The sequence below is a fragment of the Nesterenkonia maliinae genome, from assembly GCF_051262655.1.
GTDB lineage: Bacteria > Actinomycetota > Actinomycetes > Actinomycetales > Micrococcaceae > Nesterenkonia.
This window is the reverse complement of sequence record NZ_JBIMEY010000007.1, coordinates 135,941-159,368: the sequence shown is the minus strand read 5'-3', so window position 1 is coordinate 159,368 and position 23,428 is coordinate 135,941. Positions and strand designations below refer to the sequence as shown.

Here is a 23,428-nt window from a genome sequence, read left to right as displayed (position 1 = left end):
CGCTCAGGGGAGCCGGTGACCCGCGGCGCGCAGCAGCTCATACCACTCGCTGCGCGAGAGCCTGACCTCGGAACCGGCGGCGGCCTCTTCCACCCGGCTGCCCTGGGTGGTGCCGAGCACCACTTGGATGTCGGCGGGGTGGCGGGTCAGCCAGGCCGTGGCGATCCCGGTCGGGGTCACCCCGTGCTGCCGGGCCAGCCGTGCGAGCACCGCATTGAGCTCGGGATAGTCGGGATTGTCCAGGAAGACCCCGCTGGGTGCCTGGTATGGGGACCAGGCCTGGAGCGTGATCGCGTGCCGGCGGCAGTATTCGACGATGTCCGCGCCGGCGGGGGTGACCGTCTCGGTCTGGCCCAGCGTGTTGGCCTGGGCGCCCTCGGTGAGGATCGGCGCGTGGACCAGGGAGAGCTGCATCTGGTTGACCACCAGGGGCTGGGTCACCGCGGTGCGGAGCAGCTCGATCTGCCCCACCGTGTGGTTGGAGACACCGAAGTGGCGCACCTTCCCGGCGGCTTGGAGCTCATCGAAGGCGCGGGCGACCTCGGCGGGCTCGACCAGCGGATCGGGCCGGTGCAGCAGCAGGACGTCGAGGCGATCCGTCTGCAGCGAGCGCAGCGATTCCTCCACCTCGGTGACGATGTGCTCGTAGGAGAAGTCGTAGTACGGGCCGTCCGTGACGATGCCGATCTTGGACTGGATCAGCACCTCCTCGCGTTCGGCGCTGCTGAGCTTCAGCGCCTCGGCGAAGCGCCGCTCGCACTGGTGCGCAGAGCTGCCGTAGATGTCGGCGTGGTCGAAGAAGTCGACCCCCACAGCCCGGGCGCGATCGTAGAGCTCGCGGATCTGCTGGTCGGTCTTGTCGTGGATCCGCATCAGTCCCAGCACCAGCTGGGAGGCGGAGAGTTCGGCGGCGGGCAGCTCGATGGTCCTCATCCCTGCAGACTACTGCGCCGCGGGTCGAAGAGCTCGATGGGGTGCGCGGTGTCTCCGGTCAGCGCCAGATCCGCCAGAATCTCCCCGACCACCGGCACGAATTTGAAGCCGTGGCCGGAGAAGCCGCAGGCCACCGAGACCTGCGGGTGCTCCGGGTGCAGCCCGATGATGAAGTGCTCATCCGGGGTCACCGTGTACAGGCAGGTCTTGGCCTGGACCACCTCCCCGCTGAGGTGCGGGAAGAGCTCCCGCGCGCGAGCCTGCATGCGCACGTTCTCCGCGGGGTAGATGCTGCGATCGATGGTGTTCGCGGTGGTCGGGATGCCTTCGCGGAAGAACCCGAGCTTGAAGCCTCCTTCCGGTCCGTCGGTCATCGGGAACCCGTAGATCTGCAGACTCTCACCGGTCTGCTCCACGTAGATCGGATGCTGCTCCTGGCTCCAGGCGGGGTGGGGAATCGCGTCGAAGTCCGGGGTGAACCAGTGGAAGACCATCCGCTCCACGCTCAGCGGGAGCTGCATCCCGGCGAGCAGCTCAGGCGCCCAGGCGCCGGGGGTGATCACCAGTCGCGAGGCCCGGTAGTTCCCGACGGCGGTGCGCACGGTGACGCCCTCACCCTCGGCGGACCAATAGAGCACCGGTTCGTCGAAGTGCAGCTCGGCGCCTTTTCGCGCGGCGACCTCGACGTTGGCGCGCACCGTCTCCTCGGGGCGCACGTAGCCGGCGTTGGCCTCATAGAGACCCATCGCGTCGTCCTGCGGGTCCATGGTCGGGAAGCGGTCGCGGATCTGCGCGGCGGTGAGCACCTCATGGTCGAGCCCGTGCTCCAGGGCTGCGGCATGGGAGCCGGCGAAGGTCTTGGACTCCGGGTGCCCGATGTAGATGCCGCCGCAGAGCTGCATCAGGTCCCGTCCGGATTCCTGCTCCAGCTTGCGGAACCCGGCGTAGGAGCTGAAGAGCAGCGGCACGTAGGCGGAGTCCTCGAAGTAGGACTGGCGGATGATCCGGGTCCCGCCGTGGGCGGAGCCCTGGTCGTGTCCGGGCTGATACGTCTCCAGCCCCAGCACTCGGGCTCCGCGTTCCGCGAGCGCGTTCGCCGCGGCGCCGCCCATGGATCCCAGTCCGATCACGATCACGTCATAGGCTTGCGATCCCGGCATGTTCATCCCCTCATTCTGGTGCCGCGCGGGTCGTAGCGCGGTTCCGCGGCGACGACGGCGGGCAGCCGCTCCCCGAAATAATCGATCTGCACCGAATCGCCGATGCTGTGTCCCGCGCCGTCCAACCAGGCGTAGGCGATGGACTCCCCCACCGTATATCCCTGTTCTGCGCTGGTGACGTAGCCCAGCGGAGAAGAGCCCCCAGGGGCGAAGACCGGCTCGTGGCCGAGGACGACGCGGGCGGGATCCTCAAGCACCAGACAGTGCAGCCGACGCCGCGGCGCGACAGCTCCGGGCTCACCGGTACCGGCTTCAACCCTGTCACGCTCGGCGAGCTTCTTCGCCGCCTCCCCCGCGACGGCGAAGTCGACCCCGGCCTCGACCGGAGTGTGCTCCCGGGTCATGTCGGTGCCGAAGAGCCGGAAGCCCTTCTCGACCCGCAGACTCTCGAAGGCCCGGCGTCCCACAGGGCGGATCTGGTGTGCCTGGCCGGCCTCGGACAGCGCGTCCCAGAGGAACCCGCCGAACTCCGCCGGCGCGTAGAGCTCCCAGCCGAGCTCCCCGACGTAGCTCAGCCGCAGGGCGAGCACCGGGACCCCGGCCACCCGGAGCTGCCGCGCGCGGTAGAACCTGAAGTGTTCATCGGCGAGGTCCTCCTCGACGAGGCTCTGCAGCACGGTGCGCGCCTGCGGTCCCCAGAGGCCCAGTCCGCAGGCGCCGGTGGCTGCATCGGTGAGCTGCAGACCCGCGCTCAGCGCCGCGTCGTGTTCCGCGATCTGCGCCTGCAGCCAGGCGGTGTCCATAGGCCCGTTGATGCCGAGGTGGTAGCTCTGCGCTCCGGTACGTGCCAGGGTGATGTCGGAGAGCACGCCGCCGTGCCCATCAAGCAGCAGCGCGTAGACGATGCCGCCGACGGTCTTGCTGGGACGCCGGCTGAGCAGGCCGCGGACGTGCAGGTCCAGCAGGAAGGCGGTGGCGCCGTGCGCGTCGTGATCCGCTGCGGGATGCGCCGCCGGATCCGCTGCGGCGTCGTCGGCGGTCTGGGGACCTGCGCTGCGCAGCCACAGCCGCGGCAGCGAAGACATGTCCACCAGACCGACGTGCTCGCGCAGGTGCCGGGCCTCCCGGGCGACGATCGGGCTCCAGTGCTTCGCGCTCCAGGCATCCCGGTCCGGCAGCGGCTGGTCACCGAGGCGGGCCTCGCCCAGCTCCTGGTTGGACGTGAACCAGAGCGGTCGCTCCCATCCGGCGGCGGATTCGAAGACCGCACCCAGGTCCCGGTGCCGGGCGTGGAACGCGGAGGTGCGCAGCCCGCGCATCCGCAGCGTGGTGGCCTTGGGGTGAATGATGTCGTAGACCTCGTCGTAGGACTCCTCGCCCTGCTCGCGGGCCCAGCGGGTCGAGACGACCGCTGGGTCGAAGCGGCTCAGGTCAAGACCGTGGGTGTCGATGCCGGGGTCTCCGGTGGTCATCCAGTCGGCCATCACCTGGCCGACGCCGGCGGACTGGGTGACCCAGACGGACTGGGCCATCCACAGCCCTGCGGTGCCTGAGACGGGACCGAGCAGCGGTCCGCCGTCGGGGGTGAAGGAGAAGATGCCGTTGAAGCTGCGCGCGGTGTCCAGTCCCGCCATGCCCTGGCCCCGGCTGGTCAGCTGCGGAAGCAGACGCTGCGCCTCGGCCCAGGTGGGGGCGAAGTCGGCGGGGGTGAAGGGGTGCACGGCTGGATGGACCCCGGTCCGGGCGAAGTCTTCTGCGGCAGCGATCTGCTCCGGGGCCACCGGCAACGGACGATGTTCATAGGCGCCCACGGAGATCCGGTCTCCCCACTCACGCAGGTACATCGCGAAGTCCTGGTGGCGCAGCATCGGCTTGACGACCTCGGTGGCGGCATCGACCCCGGTGGAGGTGGGCAGGCTGAACCCGAACCCGTGCTCCACGGGCAGCATCGGCAGCGCCAGTCCCAGCTGATCGCGCGCCATCCCGGGTCCCCACAGCCCGGTGCAGAGCAGGACGACGTCGGCGGGCAGGGTCTGGGTCTCGTCTGGGCCTCGGCTCGCGGCTGGCCCGGCACCTCCGGCACCGACTGGGCTGACCTCGACGCCGGTGACCTTCGAGCCCGAGGTGTGCACCGCGGTCACGCGGGTCCAGGGCAGCAGCCGGGCTCCGCCGGCCTGCGCTCGCCGTGCCTGGAACTCCACGGCCCGCACCCCTTTGACCACCGCGTCGGTCGGGGTGTGCAGCCCGCCGAGCAGTCCCGTGGTGTCCAACCCGGGCCACAGCGCCGCGATCTGCTCCGGCGAGATCAGCTCGGCCGGGACCGCCCAGGACTGTGCGAAACCGGCCCGCCGGTGCAGGTCCCGCAGCCGCGCCTCGGTGCTGGCCAGCTCGATGCCGCCGACCCGTTTGGAGACCCACTCCCCGTTCACGCTCAGGCCCTCGAGCTTGTCCAGGGTGCGCTGGGCGAGCTGGGTCATGGCCCGGTTCGGGGAGGTCTGGAAGACGAATCCCGGCGCGTGCGAGCTGGAGCCGCCGGTCTCGAACAGCGGGCCCTGTTCGACTACGCTGACATCCGTCCAGCCGCGCAGCACCAGTTCGTCGGCCACTGCGGCGCCGACGACGCCGAGGCCCACGATCACCACCCGCGGACCCTTGGAGTGCTGCGCCATCCTGTGCTCCCTCGTCCGCCGATCGGCCGTTCTCACGTCCAGCTTTCGTTGCTTAATTCGCAACGCTACTGTGTATTACGCACCAGCCTAGGGATCCGGCGGGACCCGGACAAGAGCCGGGCAGGAATTAATCCGCTGGAAACGCGCCTTTCGCGGCCGAGCTCAGCCGCCCGCCCCTCGCAGATCGGGCAGGAATCCCAGCCGAGATTCCAGCTGCTCAGCGGCCTCGCGCAGCATCTCCACATGCTCGGCAAAGGCGGACTCCGGGAGCCTGAACGCCGGCGCCGTGGTGGAGAACGCCGCCACCACCGCGCCCTGCGGTCCACGCACCGGCACCGCCAGGGCGTTGATGCCCTCTTCCCACTCTGCCACCGCGGAGGCCCAGCCGCGCTCACGCACTGCGGCCAGCTCGGCGGAGAGCACCTCGGGCGCGGTGATGGTGGAGGCCGTGAACGCCTGCAGCGGTGAGGCAAGCACCCGGTTCTGCTCCGCGACCGGTGAGCACGCCAGCAGCACCTTCCCGGTGGAGGTGGCATGCAGCGGGGCGCGCTGCCCCACGTATTGGCGGGCGACGCCGACCATCCGCTGCCCCACGGTCTGCGTGATCGTCACCGCGTAGCCGGCGTCGAGGATCGCGACGTTGACCGTCTCGTTCAACGAGGCCGCGGCGGCGTCGCAGCACACCTGGGCGTCACGCGAGAGGTCCACCCGCGCGGTCACTGCGCTGGCCAGCCGCAGCAGCCCGAACCCGAGCCGATACGCCCCTCGCTGACCCTCCTGCTCGACCAGATCGTGGGACTCCAGGGTGGACATCAGCCGCGAGGCCGTGGAGCGGTGGACCTGCAGCCGGCGCGAGATCTCACTGACGCTGAGCGGAGACTCTGCGCTGAGCAGCTGCAGGATCTGCGCCGCACGATCCACTGACTGGACTTCGCTCATGCCGGAACCCCTGATTCGTTTCGTGCTGATGAATTCGTCTTCAATTTCGGCCAACCCCTTGACTACCCCTGTGGGGCGGCTTGCATACTTTTGTTGTGCAACACGAACGCTGTTGCACTATATGCAACAGTATCCCTGAGTGGCGGTGAAGGCAATTGAGTTTCCGAGCTTGTTCCATCAATGACCTGGTTCCCGGCGAAGGGCTGAGGATCAGCAGCGTCAGTCCGCCGATCGCCGTGTTCCTCACCGAGGAGGGCACCGTCCACGCACTGGATGACACCTGCACCCACCAGGACGCCTCCCTCGCGGCGGGCTGGGTGGAGAACTGCCGCGTAGAGTGCCCGTTGCATGAGAGCACCTTCTCCCTGCGAACCGGAGAGGTGGATCAGCCCCCGGCCAAGCGAGGCGTGCGGGCACATCAGGTCACCGTGCAGGACGGTGAGGTGCTCGTGGAGCTCTCCACGGCGGCTCCCCAGCTGCCCCCGGGGGTGGAGGTCGCATGAGCCTCGCCCCCGACGGTCACCTGCTCATCATCGGAGCCGGGCTCGCCGGCTACTACACGGCGCGCCAGATGCGCACCCAGGGCCACACCGGCCCGATCACAATCCTCGGGGCCGAGGCGCACCCCGCCTATGACCGCCCGGCGCTGAGCAAGGCCTACCTGTGCGGCACCACGAATCTCTGCGACCTCTATCTCGATGACCCCTCCGACCCGCTGGATGTCCGCTGGGTCAGATCTGATGCCGTGATCGGGCTCTCCACGCAACCGCTGGGGGTACAGACCGCCTCCGGCACCTTCTACCTTGGCGACGCGGTGGTCATCGCGACCGGCGCCGAGGCCCGACGCCTGGGCGGTCATGCGATCCGCAGCGTGGAGGACGCCGCCGCGCTGCGGGAAGCACCGCTGGCCGGCGCCCGGGTGGCGGTGATCGGGGGCGGCTTCCTGGCCCTCGAGACCGCCGCGACGTGCACCACCCGCGGAGCCGGCAGCGTCACGGTGATCGCCGGGGAAGAGCTGCCGGGTCTGCGGCGGCTGGGCCAGCCGGTGGCCCAGGCGCTGCACCGCCTGCATGAGCAGCACGGGGTGCGCTTCCTCGGCCCCGCCCGTGCGCTGAGCGTGACCCCGGTCGCCACGGCGGCGGAAGTCGGCGTGTCAGCGGGCATGCAAAACATCCAGCCAGCAGCGTCGCAGGTCAGCCACGCTCCAGGTCCGCACTCGATCACGCTCAGCGACGGTCGCAGCATCGAGGCCGACGTCGTGATCAGCGCCGTGGGCGCGGTCCCGGCCACCGGGTGGTTGACGCGCAGCGCCGTCGCTCTGGACCCCGACACCGGAGCAGTGCTCACCGATGACACCGGGTTCACCGGGATCCCCGGGGTCTGGGCCGCGGGAGACTGCGCGCTCTGGGCGGCCCAACGGACCGGGCTGCGTCCGGTCGGGCACTGGCAGGAGACCGTGGACCAGGCTCAGACGGTGGCCTCCGCCCTGCTCGGGGGGATCCCCTCCCCGATGCCGGAGCCTTACCTCTGGTCAGACCAGCACCACGTCACCATCCAGGCCGCCGGGATGCTCGCCCTCGCTGACGAGGTCAAGGTGCTGGCGGGCACCATCGAGGCCGGAGACCTGCTGGTGAGCTACCTGCGCGAGGGCACCGAGATCGGGATCCTGGGCATGAATCGGCTTCGCGAGGTCGTGCGCTGGCGTCGCACGCGCCGGATCCGCCCCGCCGCGCTGGCCGCCTGAGTCCGTGCAGCCCCCAGCCCCTCACGAAGGACGAACCCATGATCATCGAGCAGCTCGACACTCCGCTGACCGGCACCTCACTGAAACCGACCCCATCCGGGTCCGCCTATACCGAGGCGGAGATCTTCCGCCGCGAGCAGGCGGAGATCTTCGAGAAGATGTGGAACGCCGTGCTGCGCGTCGAGAGCCTGGCCAGCCCGGGACAGTGGCGCACGGTGACCGTGGGCCGCGAAGAGATCATCGTGGTGCGCACCCGCAAGGCCGGTATCAAGGCCTATCTCAACGTCTGCCGACACCGCGGCATGCGAGTCTGCACCACCGCGGAGGGCAGGTCCAAGACCCTGCAGTGCGGGTACCACGCCTGGACCTACGCGCTCGAAGGTGAGCTTGTCGCCGCACCGAACCTGACCTCGATGCCGGATGTGGATCGCGGGGAGTACGGGCTCAAGACCGTGCATGTGCGTGAGTGGCTGGGCTATGTCTGGGTCTGTGTGGCCGGCTCTGCTGGGAGCACTCAAGCGGGCGCCGCTGGAGATGCTGCCAAGGGGGCCAGCGCCCCGCCGTCGTTCGAGGAGACCGTGATGACCGAGGTCTCCACCCGTTTCGGTGAGGTCCAGAGCCTGGAGAACTACGGCCTCGAGGGTCTGCGGGTCGGTGAGACCCGCCGCTATGAGGTCGCGGCGAACTGGAAGCTGATCATCGAGAACTTCATGGAGTGCTATCACTGCGCGACCATCCATCCCGAGCTCACCGAGGTGATCCCGGAGTTCGCCGAAGGCTGGGCCTCTCAGGCGAAGGACGAGATCCACGGCGCCTCCTTCGGGGCGCAGGTGGAGAGCTTCACCGTGGACGGCTCCGCCGGCGTCGCGGCCCTGCCGGCCATCGCGCCGGAGCAGGACCGCAAGTACTACGCGATCACCGTGCGCCCGCAGGTGTTCATCAACACCGTGCCCGATCACGTGATCTTCCACCGGATGTACCCGGTCTCGGCTTCGAAGACGATCGTGGAATGCGATTGGCTGTTCATGCCCGAGGTCATCGAGCAGCGGCTGGACATCTCCCGGTCGGTGGAGCTCTTCCACCGGGTCAACCTGCAGGACTTCGAGGCCTGCGAGCAGACCCAGCCCAACATGTCATCCCGGGCCTACGACGACGGCGGGGCACTGGTGCCCAGCGAGCATCACATCGCGGAGTTCCACCAGTGGTGGGCGGAGCAGATCGGCACGCAGTTCGGCCCCTCCGCAGCACGTCGGTGACGTCTCGCGAAGGGGCCGAACAGTCCGCTGCTCAGCAGCTGCAGCCGACCGGCTGAAGCTGCCTGTCACCGGCTGGGATCAGGCGAAGCGCTCCCAGGCGCGGTGGGCGCCCATCAGGGTGAAGAGGTCCTCCGTGAGCTTCTCCGGTGGGCCCACCAGGACGCCGGGCGCCGTGGCGGTGATGCCGCTGGCGGCCAGCAGCGGGGAGCCCTCGGGGAACACCACTGCCTTGCCGTGGCGGTACGCCTCGGCGGCCATCAGGGTCAGCCGCGGATCGACCTTCGGGTCACCCGTGGGGTCACCGAGCTTGTGGTCGGTGTCCGGGCTGGCACCGGCGGCGCCGGCGGCGGTAGCAGTGAGGAAGACGATCGCGTCGAACTCGATGGACCGTGCGGTCAGGTAGGTCCGCTGGGCCGGGGTGCCGTCGGAGAGCGGCGCACCGGTGGGGGCGACCACCAGGGGCACCATGTCCTGGGCGTCGATGGCCTTGCGGAGCTTCTGGATCGCGTCGATGTCGCTTGACTCATCGACGACGACGCCGACCAATCGACCCTCGATCGGCCAGGTGCCGCCGATCTGGGACAGCGTGGGGCTGAGCAGCTCGGGCTCCACCGGGGCCTGCAGCGGCTCGGGCACGGGAAGTCCGAGGCCCTCGGCCACACCCGCCGCGAGATCAGCGTCGATGTGGGTCAGCTGCTGCAGCTGGCGCTCCTTGATGATCGGCTCGTAGCACTTCGCCAGCTCGAAGGTGTACGCCTGGATCACGTGCAGCTGCTCGGTGCGGGTAAGGCTGCGGTAGAACATCGTGACCTGGGTGTAGTGGTCGTCGAAGCTCTGCGGGCTCGCACGCACCTTGACGCTCTCTGCCACCGGCTCCGGGAAGTCGATCAGCGCGCTGGGCACATCGGAGGTCTCCGAGATGTCCTTGACCGGGTACGGGTTGCCGCCGTCGAAGGAGTTCGGGTGGTACGGCGCGATGCCGGCGTGATCCGCAGTCTGGTGGTAGCCGTCGCGGAGCATGTCGTTGACCGCCGCGCGGGGCCGGTTGATCGGGATCTGCGCGAAGTTCGGTCCGCCCAGACGGGTGATCTGGGTGTCCAGGTAGGAGAACAGCCGGCCCTGCAGCAGCGGGTCATTGGTCACCTCGATGCCCGGGACCAGGTGGCCCGGGTGGAAGGCGACCTGTTCGGTCTCCGCGAAGTAGTTCTGCGGATTCGCGTTCAGGGTCATCTTGCCCAGCAGCTGCACCTCGGCGAGCTCCTCGGGGATGAACTTGGTCGGATCCAGCAGGTCGATGCCATGGAACATCTGGTCCTCGCTGTCCGGGAAGACCTGCACGCCGAGCTCCCATTCCGGGAACGCGCCGGCCTCGATGGCGTCGGCCAGGTCCCGGCGGTGGAAGTCCGGGTCCACGCCGTTAGTCATCAGCGCCTCCTCCCAGGTGATGGAGTGCACGCCGAGCTTGGGCTTCCAGTGGAACTTCACCAGCGAGGACCCGCCTTCGGCGTTGATCAGCCGGAAGGTGTGGACGCCGAAGCCTTCCATCATGCGCAGCGAGCGCGGGATGCCGCGGTCGGACATGTTCCAGATGGCGTGGTGCTGCGCCTCGGTGTGCAGCGAGACGAAGTCCCAGAAGGTGTCGTGGGCGCTCTGCGCCTGCGGGATCTCCCGATCCGGGTGGGGCTTGCCGGCGTGGATCACGTCGGGGAACTTGATCGCGTCCTGGATGAAGAACACCGGGATGTTGTTGCCCACGAGGTCGTAGTTGCCCTCCTCGGTGTAGAACTTGGTGGAGAAGCCGCGGGTGTCGCGGACCGTGTCGGCGGAGCCGCGGCTGCCCAGCACGGTGGAGAAGCGGGTGAACACCGGGGTGGTGGTCTTCTGTGCCAGGAACTTCGCCCGGGTGAGGTGACCGGCGGTGCCATAGGACTCGAAGATCCCGTGGGCGGCGGCGCCGCGGGCGTGGACCACGCGCTCCGGGATGCGCTCATGATCGAAGTGCATGATCTTCTCGCGCAGATGGTGGTCCTGCAGCAGGACGGGTCCTCGGCTGCCGGCCTTGAGCGAGTGGTCGGTGTCGCGGACGCGGGCGCCCTGCGCGGTGGTCAGGTACTCACCCTGCTGGACCCGTCCGGTGTCGCTGCCCGGCACCTCGGCGCCGGTGGGGCTGACCGGCGCTGCGGCGCGCTGGTCCTGCTTGGGCTCCAGCGGTCCGCGGGGCGTGACCGGCTGGCCCTCGGTGGGCGGTTCGGCCTGGGGCGCACCTGGGATATGGATGTCGTTCATGGCAACTCTTCTCTGTGGTTGTCGACCAGAGCTGGTCTCACAGAAGAACCGGTTGGTCCTCTCCCCCTGGGATGAGACCTCACGTGATCAGGCTAGTCCTGCTGGCTGGTGGTCGGCAGGGCGCGTGAGGCGCCCTGCCGGCCAGCGACGTGTCAGCGGGTGGTATCGATGAGGATCTTGCCGTTGGATCCTGACTGGTTGGCCTCCATGGCGGCGGCGGACTCCTCCAGCGGGAAGACCCGGTCAACGGCCACCCGCAGGGTGTCAGCGGCGACCTTCTCCAGGAGCGCACCCAGCCGGTCGCCGTCGGGGCGGACCCAGATCCAGCGGCCGCCATGCTCTTCGACGGAGGGGTCGGCCACGGAGACGTGCCGGCCGCCGTCGGCCAGCACTGCCAGCGTGTCCTGGAGCACGCCGCCGACGAAGTCGGCCACGGTGGTGACGCCCTGAGGCGCGGCGTCGCGGACCCGATCGGCCAGGCCCTCGCCGTAGGTCAAAGGGGTCACGCCGAGTTCGCTCAGCTTCGCGTGGTTCTTCTCCGACGCGGTGCCCAGCACGGTGGCCCCGCGCTCCACGGCGAGCTGGGCGGCCAGGTGGCCCACCCCACCGGAGGCGGCGTGGATCAGCAGCGTGTCCTCGGCGGTGACCTGGAGGGTCTCCAGCGAGCGCAGCGCGGTCAGGCCAGCCAGCGGCAGCCCGGCGGCGGAGTCGAAGTCGACTCCGTCGGGGATGCGGGCCACGGAGGTGGCGGGCACCGAGACGTACTCGGCGTAGGTCCCGCCGTGGGTGAAGTCTTTGCGGGCGTAGCTGGCGACGCGGTCACCGGCGGAGAACTCCGGTACGTCGGGGCCCGTGGCCTCGATGACCCCGGAGACGTCCCAGCCTGGGATGACCGGGAATACCACGTCGATGAGCCCGTCGAGCCCCCCGGACATGAGCTTCCAGTCCACCGGGTTCACGGAGGCGCGTTCGATCTTGATCAGGACGGCTCCGGGTGCCACCTTGGGCAGCGGGAGGTCGGTGAGTTCGAGGGTCTGGGGGTCGCCGTATTCTGAATAGCTCATTGCACGCATAATCATGGCAACCCCCTGGGGAGCAGGTTCTATTCCGCGCTCGTTCGGATCCCTGCGGTCGTGGGGATCCGGTGCTGGGACTGCGGAAGCATCAGCATGAAGCGGGTACTGGGTCCGGGCTCCAGCCGCAGCGTTCCTCCGACGGCGGTGGCGAGCTCGGAGGCGACAGCGAGTCCGATGCCTTCTCCCGAGCCCTGGGTGACGCGGCGTTCGAAGAGATCGATGCGCTCAGGACGGAGCCCTTCGTTGGCCACGCTGAGCCGCAGGTGGGTCCCCGCGTCCTCGGCGCGCAGCTCCACGGTGCCGCTGCCATGGGTCAGTGCGTTCTCGATGAGCACGTCGAAGATCTGCGCGACGGGTCCCTCGTGCAGGACTGCGGTCAACTCGTCCGGGACGCTCACCGCAAGATCGCGATGGCGTTCGCCGGCCAGCCGGGCCCAGCGATAGACACAGTCCTGCAGCAGCTCCCGCAGGTTGACGGTGTGGCCGTCACCGAGACGCTGTCCGCGGGCCAGTTCCAGCAGCTCGGTCACGGCGGTGCTGAGCCGGTCCAGCTCGCCCAGCGCGTGGGTGAGCTCCGCGACCACCGACGGGGGCGTCTCTGGCCAGTAGGTGAGGTCTTCCAGCTCCAGGCGCAGGGCGGTGATCGGAGTGCGCAGCTGATGCGAGGCGTTGGCGGCGAACTCGCGCTCATGCTCCAGCAGCTGCTCGAGCTTTCGCGCGCTGCTGGTCAGCGCGGTGCCGATGGCTTGGGCCTCGGGCAGCTTGTAGTCGCGCTCCTCGAGGTCGAACCGACCGCTGCCGAGCTGGCGGGCGGCGGCGGCGAGGTCCTGGAAGGGACGGGAGAGCTTGCGGGCCATCACCAGACAAACGATGCCCGCGCTCAGCGTCAGACCCGCGCCGAGGACGACGACCGGGGTCACGGCGTCCACGATCTGCTCCTGGACGTGGAGCCCGGCACGGGTCAGCGTGAGCTGCTCGCTCTCGGGCAGCTCACGGGTTGCCACGATGTCGCTGGGATGCTCCGGCAGCTGCTCGCCGGCTTCGACGATCAGCTCACCCGCAGCGTCGAGGTGCTCGATGCGCTCAGAGTCTTCGAGCAGTCCTGCGAGATACTCCTGGTCCACACCCTGATTGTTGGACCGCTCCGGGATCAGCTCGGCGAGGAAGTCCGCCGAATGGTTGAGCTGATCCACCTCGATCTGCTGCACGCCGTCGGCCAGCAGGTAGGCCCGCGGAATCCCGTAGAGGGCGACGATCACCAGGATGAGCGTGCCGAAGGCGACCAGGAGGCGTTCACGCACTGCGGATGAGGTCTTCGAGTCTGAATCCCACGCCGCGCACGGTGACGATCTGGCTGCTGCACCGTGCGGCTTCGAGCTTGTGTCGGAGCCGACCCATGGTGACGTCCAAGGTCTTGGTGGATCCGAACCAGTTGACGTCCCACACCTGGTCCATGAGGTCTTCTCTGGTCACCACGGCACCGCGTTCGGCGTCCACCAGCGCCAGCACGTCGAACTCCTTGGCGGTCAGCGGCAGCTCGACGCCGCCGACGAATGCCTGTCGGGCATTGGTGTCCACCGACACCCAGCTGTCCTCGCGGGGCGCCGGGCCGGGTTCGGCCGGTCCCAGGTCCGGCACTGGAGCGGCCGCGGAGCTGGACTGTGCGCCGGATGGATTCGAGTCGGCGGGAGCCGCACCGCAGGGCTGGCCACGGCGAAGCAGGGCGCGCACTCGGGCGAGCAGCTCGGCGAGGCCGAAAGGCTTGGCCATGTAGTCATCGGCACCCACGTCGAGACCGACGACCCGGTCGATCTCGGCCCCGCGTGCGGTGAGGATCAGCACGGCCCCGGCGAATCCGTTCTCCCGGACCCGGCGACAGACATCGAGCCCGTCGATGTCGGGCAGGCCGAGATCCAGGATGATCAGATCCACGGCTTCCTGACGCAGGCGCAGGACCGCAGGCTCTCCTGCCGCCTCGCGCTGGACCGAGTAGCCCTCCCGCGTCAAAGCGCGGGTCAGCGGCAGGGCGATGCCGTCGTCGTCTTCGACGAGAAGTATGCGATGAGCCACGTTCGGAGCTTAGCGCACCCCTGTTGCACAACTGTGGCAAATTTGAAGGAACTCTGTGGGCCTGCTGTGGCAATGGTCTCCGTAGCGTTGTTGTCATCACCTCGACCACACCGCTTCTCAGGAGAATCCCCATGAAGAACACCGCCACCACCGCTGCCGCCGAGACCGTCGCCCCCGTCAAGTCCAACTCCCGGCGTCGTCGGGTGCTGCTGCCCCTGGCAGGTCTGCTCACCGCAGCGGCCCTGGTGGTCGGCTCCGGTGCAGACTTCACCTCCAGCTCCGTCAACGACGGCAACGCCTACACCACCGGGACGCTGACCCAGAGCAACTCCAAGGTAGATGAGGCGATCTTCAGCCTGGACGGCCTCAAGCCCGGCGACACCGTCAACGGCGGCGTGACGCTGGAGAACACCGGCTCGCTGCCCGCCTCGTTCAAACTCACCGAGTCCGCGACCAACGGCTTCGTGAACAAGTCCAATCTGCAGCTGACCATCACCGAGGCCGGCGCAAGCGACCCGGTCTGGAGCGGCACCTTCGGTGAGCTCACCACCGCCGGCGCCCTGCCCCTGGGCACCTGGGCACCAGGCGCCTCCCGGGAGTTCACCTTCAGCGTGACGCTGGACCAGGCCGCCCAGAACGACGAGCAGGGCAAGACCGCCACCGCAACCTACAGCTGGGATGCCATCCAGGGCGAGGCCACCACCTACGACCAGTGACCTCCCGGGCGGGCCCGCGTACTTGCATCCGGGCCCGCCCGCCGTCGCCCCTGCCTGCTCAACGTTCGGCAGGACCACACCAAACACCGCTCAGCTCTGAAGGGACCCGATGATGGCTCAGCAGACGAAGACCCACCACCTCCGCCGCGCCTCTGGCAAGGCGCTCGGCGTCCTGGTCAACCTGGCGGCCATCGCCACCGTGGTGCTCGCCGGAATCTTCCTGCTGCCGGGACTCGCTGGATATGAGCGCTACGTGATTACCGGGGCATCCATGTCGGGGACCTTCGAACGCGGCTCGCTGGCCTTCGCCGAGGCGGTCCCGGTGGAGGACCTGGCCGTCGGGGACATCATCACCTACCTTCCTCCACCAGACTCCGGGATCGCCGAGCTGGTCACGCACCGGATCGTCGACGTCGACAGCAGCGGCGAGGAGCCGACCTTTCAGACCCGAGGAGACGCCAACTCCTCCGCCGACCCCTGGATCTTCGGCCTGGACGATCCGACCCAGGCGCGGGTCGAGGCCACGATCCCCGGTCTCGGCTGGGTGTTCCTGGCCCTGGCGGATCGCGAGATCCGGATGCTGATCATCGGTATCCCGGCGGGCATCGTGGGCGTGCTGAGTCTCATCGAGGTGGTCCGGGCGCTGCGCAGCCCCACGACCGGGACCGACACGGCCGCCGCCGCTCACCAGCTGTCACCGGCCACCCGGCACTGAACCGCTCAGGGACCTGTTGCTGGGAACTGTTGCCTTCCTGTGGGCCAGGCACCGGTTTCTGTGGAGAGCCTGTGACCCGTGGATCCCTAGGCTGGATCGTGAACCGAATCGCTGAACGGAAGCCTGTGGAGATCATGAAGGTACGCACACTGCTGGTCCTGCTCACGCTGGTGACCGCTCTTCTGGGTCAGACAGCTCCGACCTTGTCCACCGCGGCGTTCACCTCCACCTCGAGCACCGCCGAGAGCACCATCCGGGCCGCTGCGGACTGGACTCCGCCCAAGGTCACCATGAACAGCCCGGGCTCCGCGGTCCGGGACATCGCCACGGTCTCCGCAACAGCCACCGACGCCGACTCCGCGGTCCGCAGCGTCACCCTCGAACATCGCGGCCCCGGCGCCACCGGCTGGACCGAGCTGTGTGCCACCACCTCGGCGCCCTATAGCTGCGCCTGGAACACCAAGGACGGCGACGACGGTGCCCACAGCCTCCGCGCCGTGGCCATTGACACGCACGGCAACATCGCCAGATCAGACATCGTCACCACGACCGTGGCGAACCAGGTCGCCGTGGTGGTCAGTGCGCCGAGCCAGACCATTCGCGGCGCCGCGACCCTGACGACCACGCTGCACAACGCCGGATCCACCCCGTACCGGGTCGGCGTGGAGTTCGCGCCCGCAGGGACCGACCGGTGGTCGACCGCCTGCGCCGATCTCCGCTCCCCGTTCACCTGCAGCGGGAACACCGTGGCCATGCCTGACGGTGTCTACGATCTGCGCGCCACTGCCAGCGCCGGAGACCTCAGGGTGCGTTCCGAGGTCGTGCGCAGCATCCGGGTGGACAACACCGCCCCCAGCGTGACCATGAAGGACCCCGGCCAGACGCTGGCCGGGACCCGCACCTTCGAGAGCACCGCGACGGACGGCGGTTCTGGAGTCGCCCAGGTGCGGATCCAGTACGCCGCAGCCGGCGGCAGCTGGACAGATCTGTGCACCGACTCCTCTCATCCCTACTCCTGCGAGTACGACACCAAGAAGCTCACTGACGGCACCTACAGCTTCCGCGCCCTGGCGACCGACCTGGCGGGCAATACCGCGACCTCCCCGGTGGTGCCGAACCGGACCGTCAAGAACACCGTCTCCGAGGTGGCCATGACGAACCCGGCCTCGACGATGAGTAGAACTGTGGCGCTGCGCGCCTCGGCCAGCTCCACCGCCGGCGTGAGCTCGGTCGCGATGCAGTATGCGACCAGCGGATCGAACACCTGGACCACGGCCTGCACCGTGACGCGGTCGCCCTACAGCTGCAACTGGGACTCCGCAGCAGTCGCCAACGGCAGCTACTCCTTCCGCGCCGTGCTCACCGACGGAAACGGCACAGAGACGGTCTCAAGCCCGATCACCGGCGTGCGGGTCACCAACACCGTGCTGGAGGCCCTCGGGATCCAGGTCTACAACGGACGCAGCGCCGGGGAGGTCGACGCCGGAGACACCATCAACTACATCTTCAGCGAGCAGGTGGACCTTGACTCGCTGAGCGCGGGATGGTCCGGCGGCTCCAGGTCGGCCACCGTGCGTCTGCAGGACAACGGGTCATCGGACAGGATCACCATTCTGCGCGGTGGAAGCACGGTCAACCTCGGTTCCTTCGACCTGGGCGCCAACTACATCAACTGGGGCCAGACCGTGACCTTCGATGCCACCATGACGCCCACCACTACCTGGTTCGACGGTGCCTGGCGGACCAGCATCACCGTGACCCTGGGCTGGCAGGCCGGCGGCTCCAGCTGGAGCCTCGTCGATCGGGTCTCACCCTCGGTGATGTACTGGTCCCCCTCCGCCGGAGCGACGAACCGCACTGGGACCGGGATGTCCACCGCACCCGTCGGCGTCTGGTCCAGGTTCTGATGCGCGGCGCCGTGAAGCTCGCCGCGGTGAGCGCCGCCCTGCTGGCGGGAACCCACGGGTTCTACGGGTGGCTGCAGCTTGAGGAGACGGCCTACCTGACGGTGCTCTCGGGCCTGGCCGCGGTCCTCGGGATACTCGCCGCCGGCCGTCTGTGGTGGAGCAACTGCGTGGAATCCCGGCTCACCACCGCCGCGGTGGCCCTATGCACCCTGCTGGGGCTGCTTCTGGTGACCGCCGTCGGGCTGCCGGGAGCCGGCGCGACGGACGCGCCCAGCTGGATCGAGATCCTGCTCGTGGCGCTCTCGTGTTCCACCCTGCTGCTGCTGGTGCTGAGCTCCAGTCGGTCCCGACTGGAGCCGCGCCGCGGACAGCACGCGGACCAGCACCGCAGGCACGCGTAGGATCTGCTCATGATCGAGCTCAATTCAGGAATCCAGATGCCGGAGATCGGATTCGGCACCGGCAAGGCCACCACCGAGGCCATGGTCTCCGCGCTGCATGCCGGCTACCGGCTGCTGGACACCGCGCAGATGTACGGCAACGAGGCTGAGGTGGGCGAGGCCGTCAGGCTCTCCGGGGTCGACCGTGCCGAGGTCTTCGTCACCACCAAGCTGAACAACGGCAATCATGATCCCGTCGCCGTCCGTGAGACCTTCGCGACCTCGTTGCAGACGCTGGGCCTCGACTATGTGGACCTGTTCCTGATGCACTGGCCGATGCCGATGCTCGATGTCGACTACGTGGACACCTTCACGGCGATGTTAGAGCTCACCGAAGACGGCCGGGCGCGCGCCGTCGGCGTCTCGAACTTCACCCCCGCCCAGCTTCAGCGCCTCATCGACGCCACCGGGGTGACCCCGGCGGTGAACCAGATCGAGATGCACCCGTACTTCCCCAACGACGAGGTTCGCACCTTCTGTCAGGAGCGCGGGATCGTGGTCCAGGCATGGAGCCCGCTGGCCCGCACCGATCAGTTCGGGGATGCGGTGCTCACGGAGATCGCGCAGCGGCTCGGGGTCAGCACCGCCCAGGTGATGCTGCGCTGGCATCTGCAGCGCGGAGTCATCGCCATCCCGAAGAGCAACAGCGCCGAGCGGATCGCGATGAACCGAGACCTCTACGGATTTGAGCTCGACGCCCACGACATGGCCGCCATCACGGCGCTGGACAAGGGCGAGGACGGTCGCCGGGGCGGTCATCCCGACACCTTCACCGGCTGAACGCTCCGGGCTGAGCGACGAAAGCGGCAGGTTTTGACCTCGACACGGTTCTGACCTGGGCCTGGGCGAGGACCAGATTCTAGGGCCCCTTTGGCCTCTTATGCCGGGGAACATTCGGGGGTACGCTCGCCTCATCCGCGGGGGTTGGGCATGGTGCAGCAGTCATTGGTGGGGGCCTGACTGTCCAGTGCGATCGGTGCCGCTCCCGAATGACCTTCGAGGGTGAAGGACGTGTTCGTGCGAACATTTGGCGTTGAAGAAGAGCTGCTGCTGGTGGACGAAACTGAGCTGACTCCCCTGCCCCTGGGGTGGCAGGTCGCGGAGCGCAACGGCTTCCGCGCCCATAGTGGCCATGAGCTCGCCGCAGAGCTGCAGCAGGAACAGCTTGAGGTGGTCAACCCGCCGCAGAGCACGCTGAGCGGCCAGTTGGCGAGCATCCGGTCGGGCCGCGCCTGGGCGGACGCCTGCGCCGCCGAGTTCGGCGGCCGGGTCGTGGCGCTGGCCACCGTCCCGGGGGCGGTGACCCCTCACCTTGTTCCTCAGCAGCGATTCCAGCAGATGGCCGGATGGGCGGGAATCACGGCCCTGCAGCAGCTCACCGGCGGGCTGCACATCCATGTGCTGGTGCACTCGCGGGCCGAGGGTGTGGCGGTGCTGGACCGGATCCGGATCTGGCTGCCCACGCTGCTCGCACTGAGCAGCAACTCCCCCTTCTGGGAAGGCAACGACACTGCGTTCCACAGCTACCGCTATCAGACCTGGAGCCGCTGGCCGAACACCGGTCCCCCCGATCTCTTCGGAAGCCTCGAGAGCTACGACCGGCAGCGAGAAACCCTGCTGAGGTCCCGAGTGCCGCTCGACGAGGGAATGCTCTACTTCGACGCGCGCATCTGTGACCGTCATTCCACGGTGGAGATCCGGGTCCCCGACGTCTGTCTCTTCGCCAAGCACGCCGCCGTGATCGCCGCGCTGACCCGCGCCCTGGTGGAGACCGCGGCGCGGGACTGGCGGGCCGGGGTGCCCCCGCTGCTGGTGGAGACCGCGGTGCTGCGGGCCTGGACCTGGCGGGCGAGCCGCTGCGGGGTCGAGTCGCTGCTGGTGGATCCGTACACCGCGATGCCGGTTGCGGCGGGAGAGGTGGTGACGCGTCTGCTCGACACCGTCGCGCCGGTGCTCGCGGAGTACGGGGAGGACCGCCAGGTGGATGCGTTGATCAGTGAGATTCTGCGCAACGGGACCGGGGCCTATCACCAGCGCGAGGCCTTCCGCCACGCGGGTGACTCCCGCGACGTCATCGCTGCCGCGCTCCACGCCACCCACGAGGTCAGCGACTCCGCCCCGGTCAGTCCGGGGGCCGAGTCTCTCCGGCGTGAACCGGTGAACGTCGGCGAGGAGTAGCCGACCCGCACCTCGGCGCGAGGCTCAGAGCAGGACGGCGGTGCGGTCTCGGATGTACTCCCAGTCCACGGTGCCGGGGCAGGCGGTGGGGACCACCGACTCGTGCGGGACGATCGCCGTGAGCGGATTCAGGTTGAACTGCCGGCACAGCGTGACGCAGCGGATAATCGACATGTTCAGCGTCTGGGTGGTGGGCGCGCGGTTGGGGTCGGCGGAGTGCTCGATGCCGATGCTGCGCTGGTTGAAGCCGAAGTTCCCGGAGTGCCAGGCGGTGTTGTTCACGCTCACATACTGGTGGATCCGCCCTTCCCCGATCCCGTAATGGGCGCTGACCTGGGAGGCAGGGTTCAGGAAGGTGGAATCACAGGCGGCCAGGTTGCCCACGATGTAGTGGATGACGATGCGGTCCACTGCGGTGCCGCCTCGGCCCGTCGAGAAGTTCGGGGAGGTCTTCCAGATCACGTTCTGCTTCACGGGTCAGTTCTCCATATCGTCTGAGACGGCGGTGAGCGCATCCGCGTCCTGCGCGGAGAGCTCGAGCTGAGCTCCCGCAAGCAGAGCCGGGAGCTGTTCAGTCGTGCGGGCGCTGGCGATCGGAGCCAGGATCTGGGGACGCGTGCGCAGCCAGGCCAGCGCCACGGTGGGCATCTCGACCTCGAGCCGATGTGCGATCTCATCCAGGGTCTCCAGGACCCTGACGCCGGATTCTGAAAAGTACTTCCCGGCCATTCCTGCGCGGGCTGCCCCTTCGAGGTCCTCACGCCGCCGATACTTCCCGGCCAGGAACCCGGAGGCCAGCGCGAAGTACGGCATCACGGCCAGTCTCTCCTGGCGTGCCAGCTCGCTCTTGCCGGCCTCGAAATCGCGGCGGTGGACAAGGTTATAGTGCGGCTGCAATGCCACCGGCAGGCTCGCCCCGGTGCGTCGGGCGATCTCAAACCATTCTCGGATCCGCTCGGGCGTGTAGTTCGACAGGCCGACGGCGCGGATCTTGCCTGCCCGGACGAGATCTTCGAAGGCCCCGACGGTCTCCTCCAACGGGGTCTGCTCATCGTCAAAGTGCGCATAGTAAAGGTCGATGTGCTCGGCCTGGAGGCGGCGCAGCGAGGCCTCTGCGGCAGCCGCGACGTTCGTCCCGGACAGTCCCTTGAACTCCGGATGCTGGCTCACCTTGGTGGCGACGACGACGTCGTCCCGAGTGCCGCGGGCGGCGAGCCATTCGCCGAGGATCGTCTCGGACTCACCGCCGCTGTTGCCATCGACCCAGGCCGAGTAGCTGTCCGCGGTGTCGAGGAAGTTCCCGCCAGCTGCACGGTAGGCATCGAGCACCTCGAAGGACGTGTCCCGGTCACTGGTCCAACCGAACGTGTTGGCGCCCAGGCACAGGCCGGAGGCTTCGATGTCGGTGTTCCCGAGGGTGTTCCTGGGTCCGATCCCGGATGAGGCAGCGATCAGAATCCCCTCCCGAGCGGGCAGCCGAGGGTGTTCGAGGGGTTCTCCTGCTGCCGCGACCGGTCGTATTCGGTGGGCCGGCGCCACATGCGCGGACTCGGCCGGGTACGGTACCGGCGGCGGGGCGCCGCAGAGGCGGGTACTGCGGACACGAGGGTGACGCCCGCGGTGGTGGCGCCTGCGGCAGCCGCTGTGATCATTCTGCGACGGGAAAGATGCATTCTCGCAACCTACCGGGCCTTCGGATGCGGTACAAAGTCAACCTTCGAGAGCCTGTTCAGACCTTGCCTCACCGTCCGGCTCAGAGGAGCAGGTTTATGGCACCGACGGCGGTCAGTCCCAGCACCAGACGCTCGAAGACCGCCTGTGAGATCCGTCCCGCGATCCATCGGCCGAGGAACGCCGCCACCACGACCAGCGGCACCAGCACCAGCACGATGCTCAAGATATGGGTGTTCAACAGCCCCAGACCGATCTGGAACGGAACCTTGACCAGGTTCACCGCGAAGAAGAAGTACGCGGCGGTGCCGAGGAAGGTCTTGACGTCCAGCCGCATGGCCAGCAGATACATGCTCATCACCGGCCCCCCCCCCGGCATTGGCCACCATCGTGGTGAACCCGCCCAGCCAGCCGTAGCCGAAGCCCGCCGCCAGGGCCCCGCGGCGGTGGGACGTCGGGGACTGGTTCCTCGTCGTCTGCTGTCTCGTGTCCTGGTCCGGTGACTGCTGGTCCGGCGCCTGCTGACTGGCCTGCCGGCGTCGGCGCAGCAGGGTGAAGACCAGCAGTCCTAGCAGGATCGCACCGATCACCCGGCGGACCGCGGCGTCGGAGGCGACGCCGAGGAACACGGTGCCCACAGCCACGCCGAGCAGCACGGGCCAGATCAGTCGGCGCAGGATCGCCCAGTCCACGGTCTTGCGGTACATCGAGATCGCGAACAGATCACCGACGATCAGCAGCACCAGCAGCGCCGCAGTGGACTCCCGTGCGGGCAGGGCCATGGCGAAGAGGACGACGGCGAGCGTGCCGCCGCCGGGCAGCGCTGTCTTCGACAGGCCCACCACCAGGGCACCCACTCCGAGCAGCACCCAGTTGAGCGCCTCCATTTCGACCATCGGACCAGCCTATAGACTCCGCGCATGGCCGATGACGAAGGTGCCGCACGGCGGGGGCCGCCACTGGAGCAGCTCGCCGGGCTCCAGCATGCCTTCGAGTCCCAGCTGGCAGGTGCCGCCCTCGAAGCCAAGGTGCCGCACTGCGGCGGATGGTCCGTGCAGGAGCTGGCCGAGCACCTGGGCGCCGTCCACCTCTGGGCGGCCGGCAAGGTGCTCGGCGAGAAGCTGGAGCTCCCAGATTCCGGGGTTGTGGTCCAGAATCTTTCTGACTCCCGGGCATCCGCCGCACGCTATCGGGCAGCTGCGGGGCTGCTTCGCACGACTCTCGCCTCGGTACCGATCGATCAGCCTTGTCAGACCCTGGCAGGCGTGGGGTCAGCGTCGTTCTGGCAGCGCAGGCAGACTCACGAGACGCTGATCCATCTCTGGGACCTGTGCCAGGCGCTCGGGTCACCCATGCCGCCTGTGGAGGCCGCAGTCTGGGAAGACTGTGTGGCGGAGGTGGTGGAGGTGATGCATCCCCGGCAGATCCGACTCGGCCGGGCCTCCGCACCACCACACAGCCTGCTGCTGGTCGCGGAGAGCACTCCCGGCCGGTGGCGGCTTCCGGCTGAATCATCAGCTGAGCCCTCGGCAAGGATCACCGCATCTGCCGCAGAGCTGGCCCTGCTGCTCTGGGGCAGGCGGAGCCTGGAAGGCCTGGCCGTGCGCGGCGACCATGCGGCAGCCACAGCCGTCCTCACGGGCGCGCTGACACCCTAGAGGCAAGATC

21 protein-coding genes and 1 pseudogene are annotated in these 23,428 nt (G+C 68.5%); 10 read left to right on the top strand and 12 right to left on the bottom strand.

What is annotated here, in order from left to right; all coding sequences use genetic code 11:
• Positions 1-3: 3 nt before the first annotated feature.
• The 4 genes from ACHAA4_RS12670 to ACHAA4_RS12655 form a co-directional block, all read right to left on the bottom strand.
• Complete coding sequence (locus ACHAA4_RS12670; RefSeq protein WP_435774540.1) at positions 4-933, bottom strand: aldo/keto reductase; 930 nt, start codon at positions 931-933, stop codon at positions 4-6.
• Positions 930-2,093, bottom strand: a complete 1,164-nt coding sequence (gene solA / locus ACHAA4_RS12665; RefSeq protein ID WP_435774539.1) for an N-methyl-L-tryptophan oxidase — start codon at positions 2,091-2,093, stop codon at positions 930-932. The genes ACHAA4_RS12670 and solA overlap by 4 nt, the downstream gene beginning before the upstream one ends.
• Before the next feature lie 2 nt (positions 2,094-2,095).
• Positions 2,096-4,762: a GcvT family protein gene (locus ACHAA4_RS12660; RefSeq protein ID WP_435774538.1), complete on the bottom strand. Its 2,667-nt coding sequence runs from the start codon at positions 4,760-4,762 to the stop codon at positions 2,096-2,098.
• Positions 4,763-4,924: 162 nt separating this feature from the next.
• Positions 4,925-5,701, bottom strand: coding sequence for an IclR family transcriptional regulator (locus ACHAA4_RS12655; protein ID WP_435774537.1), 777 nt, complete (start codon positions 5,699-5,701; stop codon positions 4,925-4,927).
• Between the two features lie 155 nt (positions 5,702-5,856).
• Between ACHAA4_RS12655 and ACHAA4_RS12650 the strand changes: the two genes are divergently transcribed.
• Genes ACHAA4_RS12650 through ACHAA4_RS12640 form a run of 3 tightly spaced genes read left to right on the top strand, consistent with a single transcriptional unit; the run spans position 5,857 to position 8,701 of the window.
• On the top strand, positions 5,857-6,204 hold the full coding sequence (locus ACHAA4_RS12650) for a bifunctional 3-phenylpropionate/cinnamic acid dioxygenase ferredoxin subunit (protein ID WP_435774536.1): 348 nt from the start codon (positions 5,857-5,859) through the stop codon (positions 6,202-6,204).
• The gene (locus ACHAA4_RS12645; RefSeq protein WP_435774535.1) at positions 6,201-7,445 is read left to right on the top strand and encodes an NAD(P)/FAD-dependent oxidoreductase; all 1,245 of its coding nucleotides are present in this window, start codon (positions 6,201-6,203) and stop codon (positions 7,443-7,445) included. The genes ACHAA4_RS12650 and ACHAA4_RS12645 overlap by 4 nt, the downstream gene beginning before the upstream one ends.
• A 38-nt stretch (positions 7,446-7,483) precedes the next feature.
• Complete coding sequence (locus tag ACHAA4_RS12640) at positions 7,484-8,701, top strand: aromatic ring-hydroxylating oxygenase subunit alpha (RefSeq protein ID WP_435774534.1); 1,218 nt, start codon at positions 7,484-7,486, stop codon at positions 8,699-8,701.
• Between the two features lie 78 nt (positions 8,702-8,779).
• Here ACHAA4_RS12640 and ACHAA4_RS12635 read toward each other — a convergent pair whose 3' ends face one another.
• From ACHAA4_RS12635 to ACHAA4_RS12620, 4 genes are all read right to left on the bottom strand, one after another.
• Positions 8,780-10,987, bottom strand: coding sequence for a catalase (locus ACHAA4_RS12635; RefSeq protein ID WP_435774533.1), 2,208 nt, complete (start codon positions 10,985-10,987; stop codon positions 8,780-8,782).
• 152 nt (positions 10,988-11,139) lie between these two features.
• On the bottom strand, positions 11,140-12,051 hold the full coding sequence (locus ACHAA4_RS12630) for an NADP-dependent oxidoreductase (RefSeq protein ID WP_435774532.1): 912 nt from the start codon (positions 12,049-12,051) through the stop codon (positions 11,140-11,142).
• A gap of 38 nt (positions 12,052-12,089) precedes the next feature.
• Entirely contained in the window at positions 12,090-13,364 is a 1,275-nt protein-coding gene (locus ACHAA4_RS12625) for a sensor histidine kinase (protein ID WP_435774531.1), read from the bottom strand.
• Positions 13,357-14,133, bottom strand: coding sequence for a response regulator transcription factor (locus ACHAA4_RS12620; RefSeq protein ID WP_435774530.1), 777 nt, complete (start codon positions 14,131-14,133; stop codon positions 13,357-13,359). The genes ACHAA4_RS12625 and ACHAA4_RS12620 overlap by 8 nt, the downstream gene beginning before the upstream one ends.
• Positions 14,134-14,264: 131 nt before the next feature.
• On the opposite strand from ACHAA4_RS12620, the gene ACHAA4_RS12615 reads away from it, so the two are divergent.
• The 6 genes from ACHAA4_RS12615 (at position 14,265) to ACHAA4_RS12590 (ending at position 20,089) form a co-directional block, all read left to right on the top strand.
• Complete coding sequence (locus tag ACHAA4_RS12615) at positions 14,265-14,849, top strand: TasA family protein (RefSeq protein WP_435774529.1); 585 nt, start codon at positions 14,265-14,267, stop codon at positions 14,847-14,849.
• 112 nt (positions 14,850-14,961) lie between these two features.
• The gene (locus ACHAA4_RS12610) at positions 14,962-15,564 is read left to right on the top strand and encodes a signal peptidase I (RefSeq protein WP_435774528.1); all 603 of its coding nucleotides are present in this window, start codon (positions 14,962-14,964) and stop codon (positions 15,562-15,564) included.
• 134 nt (positions 15,565-15,698) lie between these two features.
• Positions 15,699-17,471, top strand: a complete 1,773-nt coding sequence (locus tag ACHAA4_RS12605; RefSeq protein WP_435774527.1) for an Ig-like domain-containing protein — start codon at positions 15,699-15,701, stop codon at positions 17,469-17,471.
• Positions 17,471-17,872 carry a hypothetical protein gene (locus ACHAA4_RS12600; RefSeq protein WP_435774526.1) on the top strand — a complete coding sequence of 134 codons (402 nt, stop codon included), beginning with the start codon at positions 17,471-17,473 and terminating at the stop codon, positions 17,870-17,872. The genes ACHAA4_RS12605 and ACHAA4_RS12600 overlap by 1 nt, the downstream gene beginning before the upstream one ends.
• Before the next feature lie 9 nt (positions 17,873-17,881).
• Complete coding sequence (locus tag ACHAA4_RS12595; RefSeq protein ID WP_435774525.1) at positions 17,882-18,691, top strand: aldo/keto reductase; 810 nt, start codon at positions 17,882-17,884, stop codon at positions 18,689-18,691.
• 237 nt (positions 18,692-18,928) lie between these two features.
• Positions 18,929-20,089, top strand: coding sequence for a glutamate--cysteine ligase (locus ACHAA4_RS12590; protein WP_435774524.1), 1,161 nt, complete (start codon positions 18,929-18,931; stop codon positions 20,087-20,089).
• Positions 20,090-20,113: 24 nt separating this feature from the next.
• Here ACHAA4_RS12590 and ACHAA4_RS12585 read toward each other — a convergent pair whose 3' ends face one another.
• The 4 genes and pseudogenes from ACHAA4_RS12585 to ACHAA4_RS12570 all read right to left on the bottom strand — a co-directional run.
• On the bottom strand, positions 20,114-20,563 hold the full coding sequence (locus tag ACHAA4_RS12585; protein ID WP_435774523.1) for an N-acetylmuramoyl-L-alanine amidase: 450 nt from the start codon (positions 20,561-20,563) through the stop codon (positions 20,114-20,116).
• Between the two features lie 3 nt (positions 20,564-20,566).
• Positions 20,567-21,523: an aldo/keto reductase gene (locus tag ACHAA4_RS12580; RefSeq protein ID WP_435774579.1), complete on the bottom strand. Its 957-nt coding sequence runs from the start codon at positions 21,521-21,523 to the stop codon at positions 20,567-20,569.
• 319 nt (positions 21,524-21,842) lie between these two features.
• Positions 21,843-22,118, bottom strand: a complete 276-nt coding sequence (locus ACHAA4_RS12575; RefSeq protein WP_435774522.1) for a TSUP family transporter — start codon at positions 22,116-22,118, stop codon at positions 21,843-21,845.
• Between the two features lie 94 nt (positions 22,119-22,212).
• A pseudogene (locus ACHAA4_RS12570) lies at positions 22,213-22,647 on the bottom strand (TSUP family transporter); the annotation flags it as partial.
• Positions 22,648-22,680: 33 nt separating this feature from the next.
• Between ACHAA4_RS12570 and ACHAA4_RS12565 the strand changes: the two are divergent.
• A complete protein-coding gene (locus tag ACHAA4_RS12565) occupies positions 22,681-23,418 on the top strand; it encodes a maleylpyruvate isomerase family mycothiol-dependent enzyme (RefSeq protein ID WP_435774521.1) in 738 nt (245 codons plus the stop codon).
• Positions 23,419-23,428 lie beyond the last annotated feature (10 nt).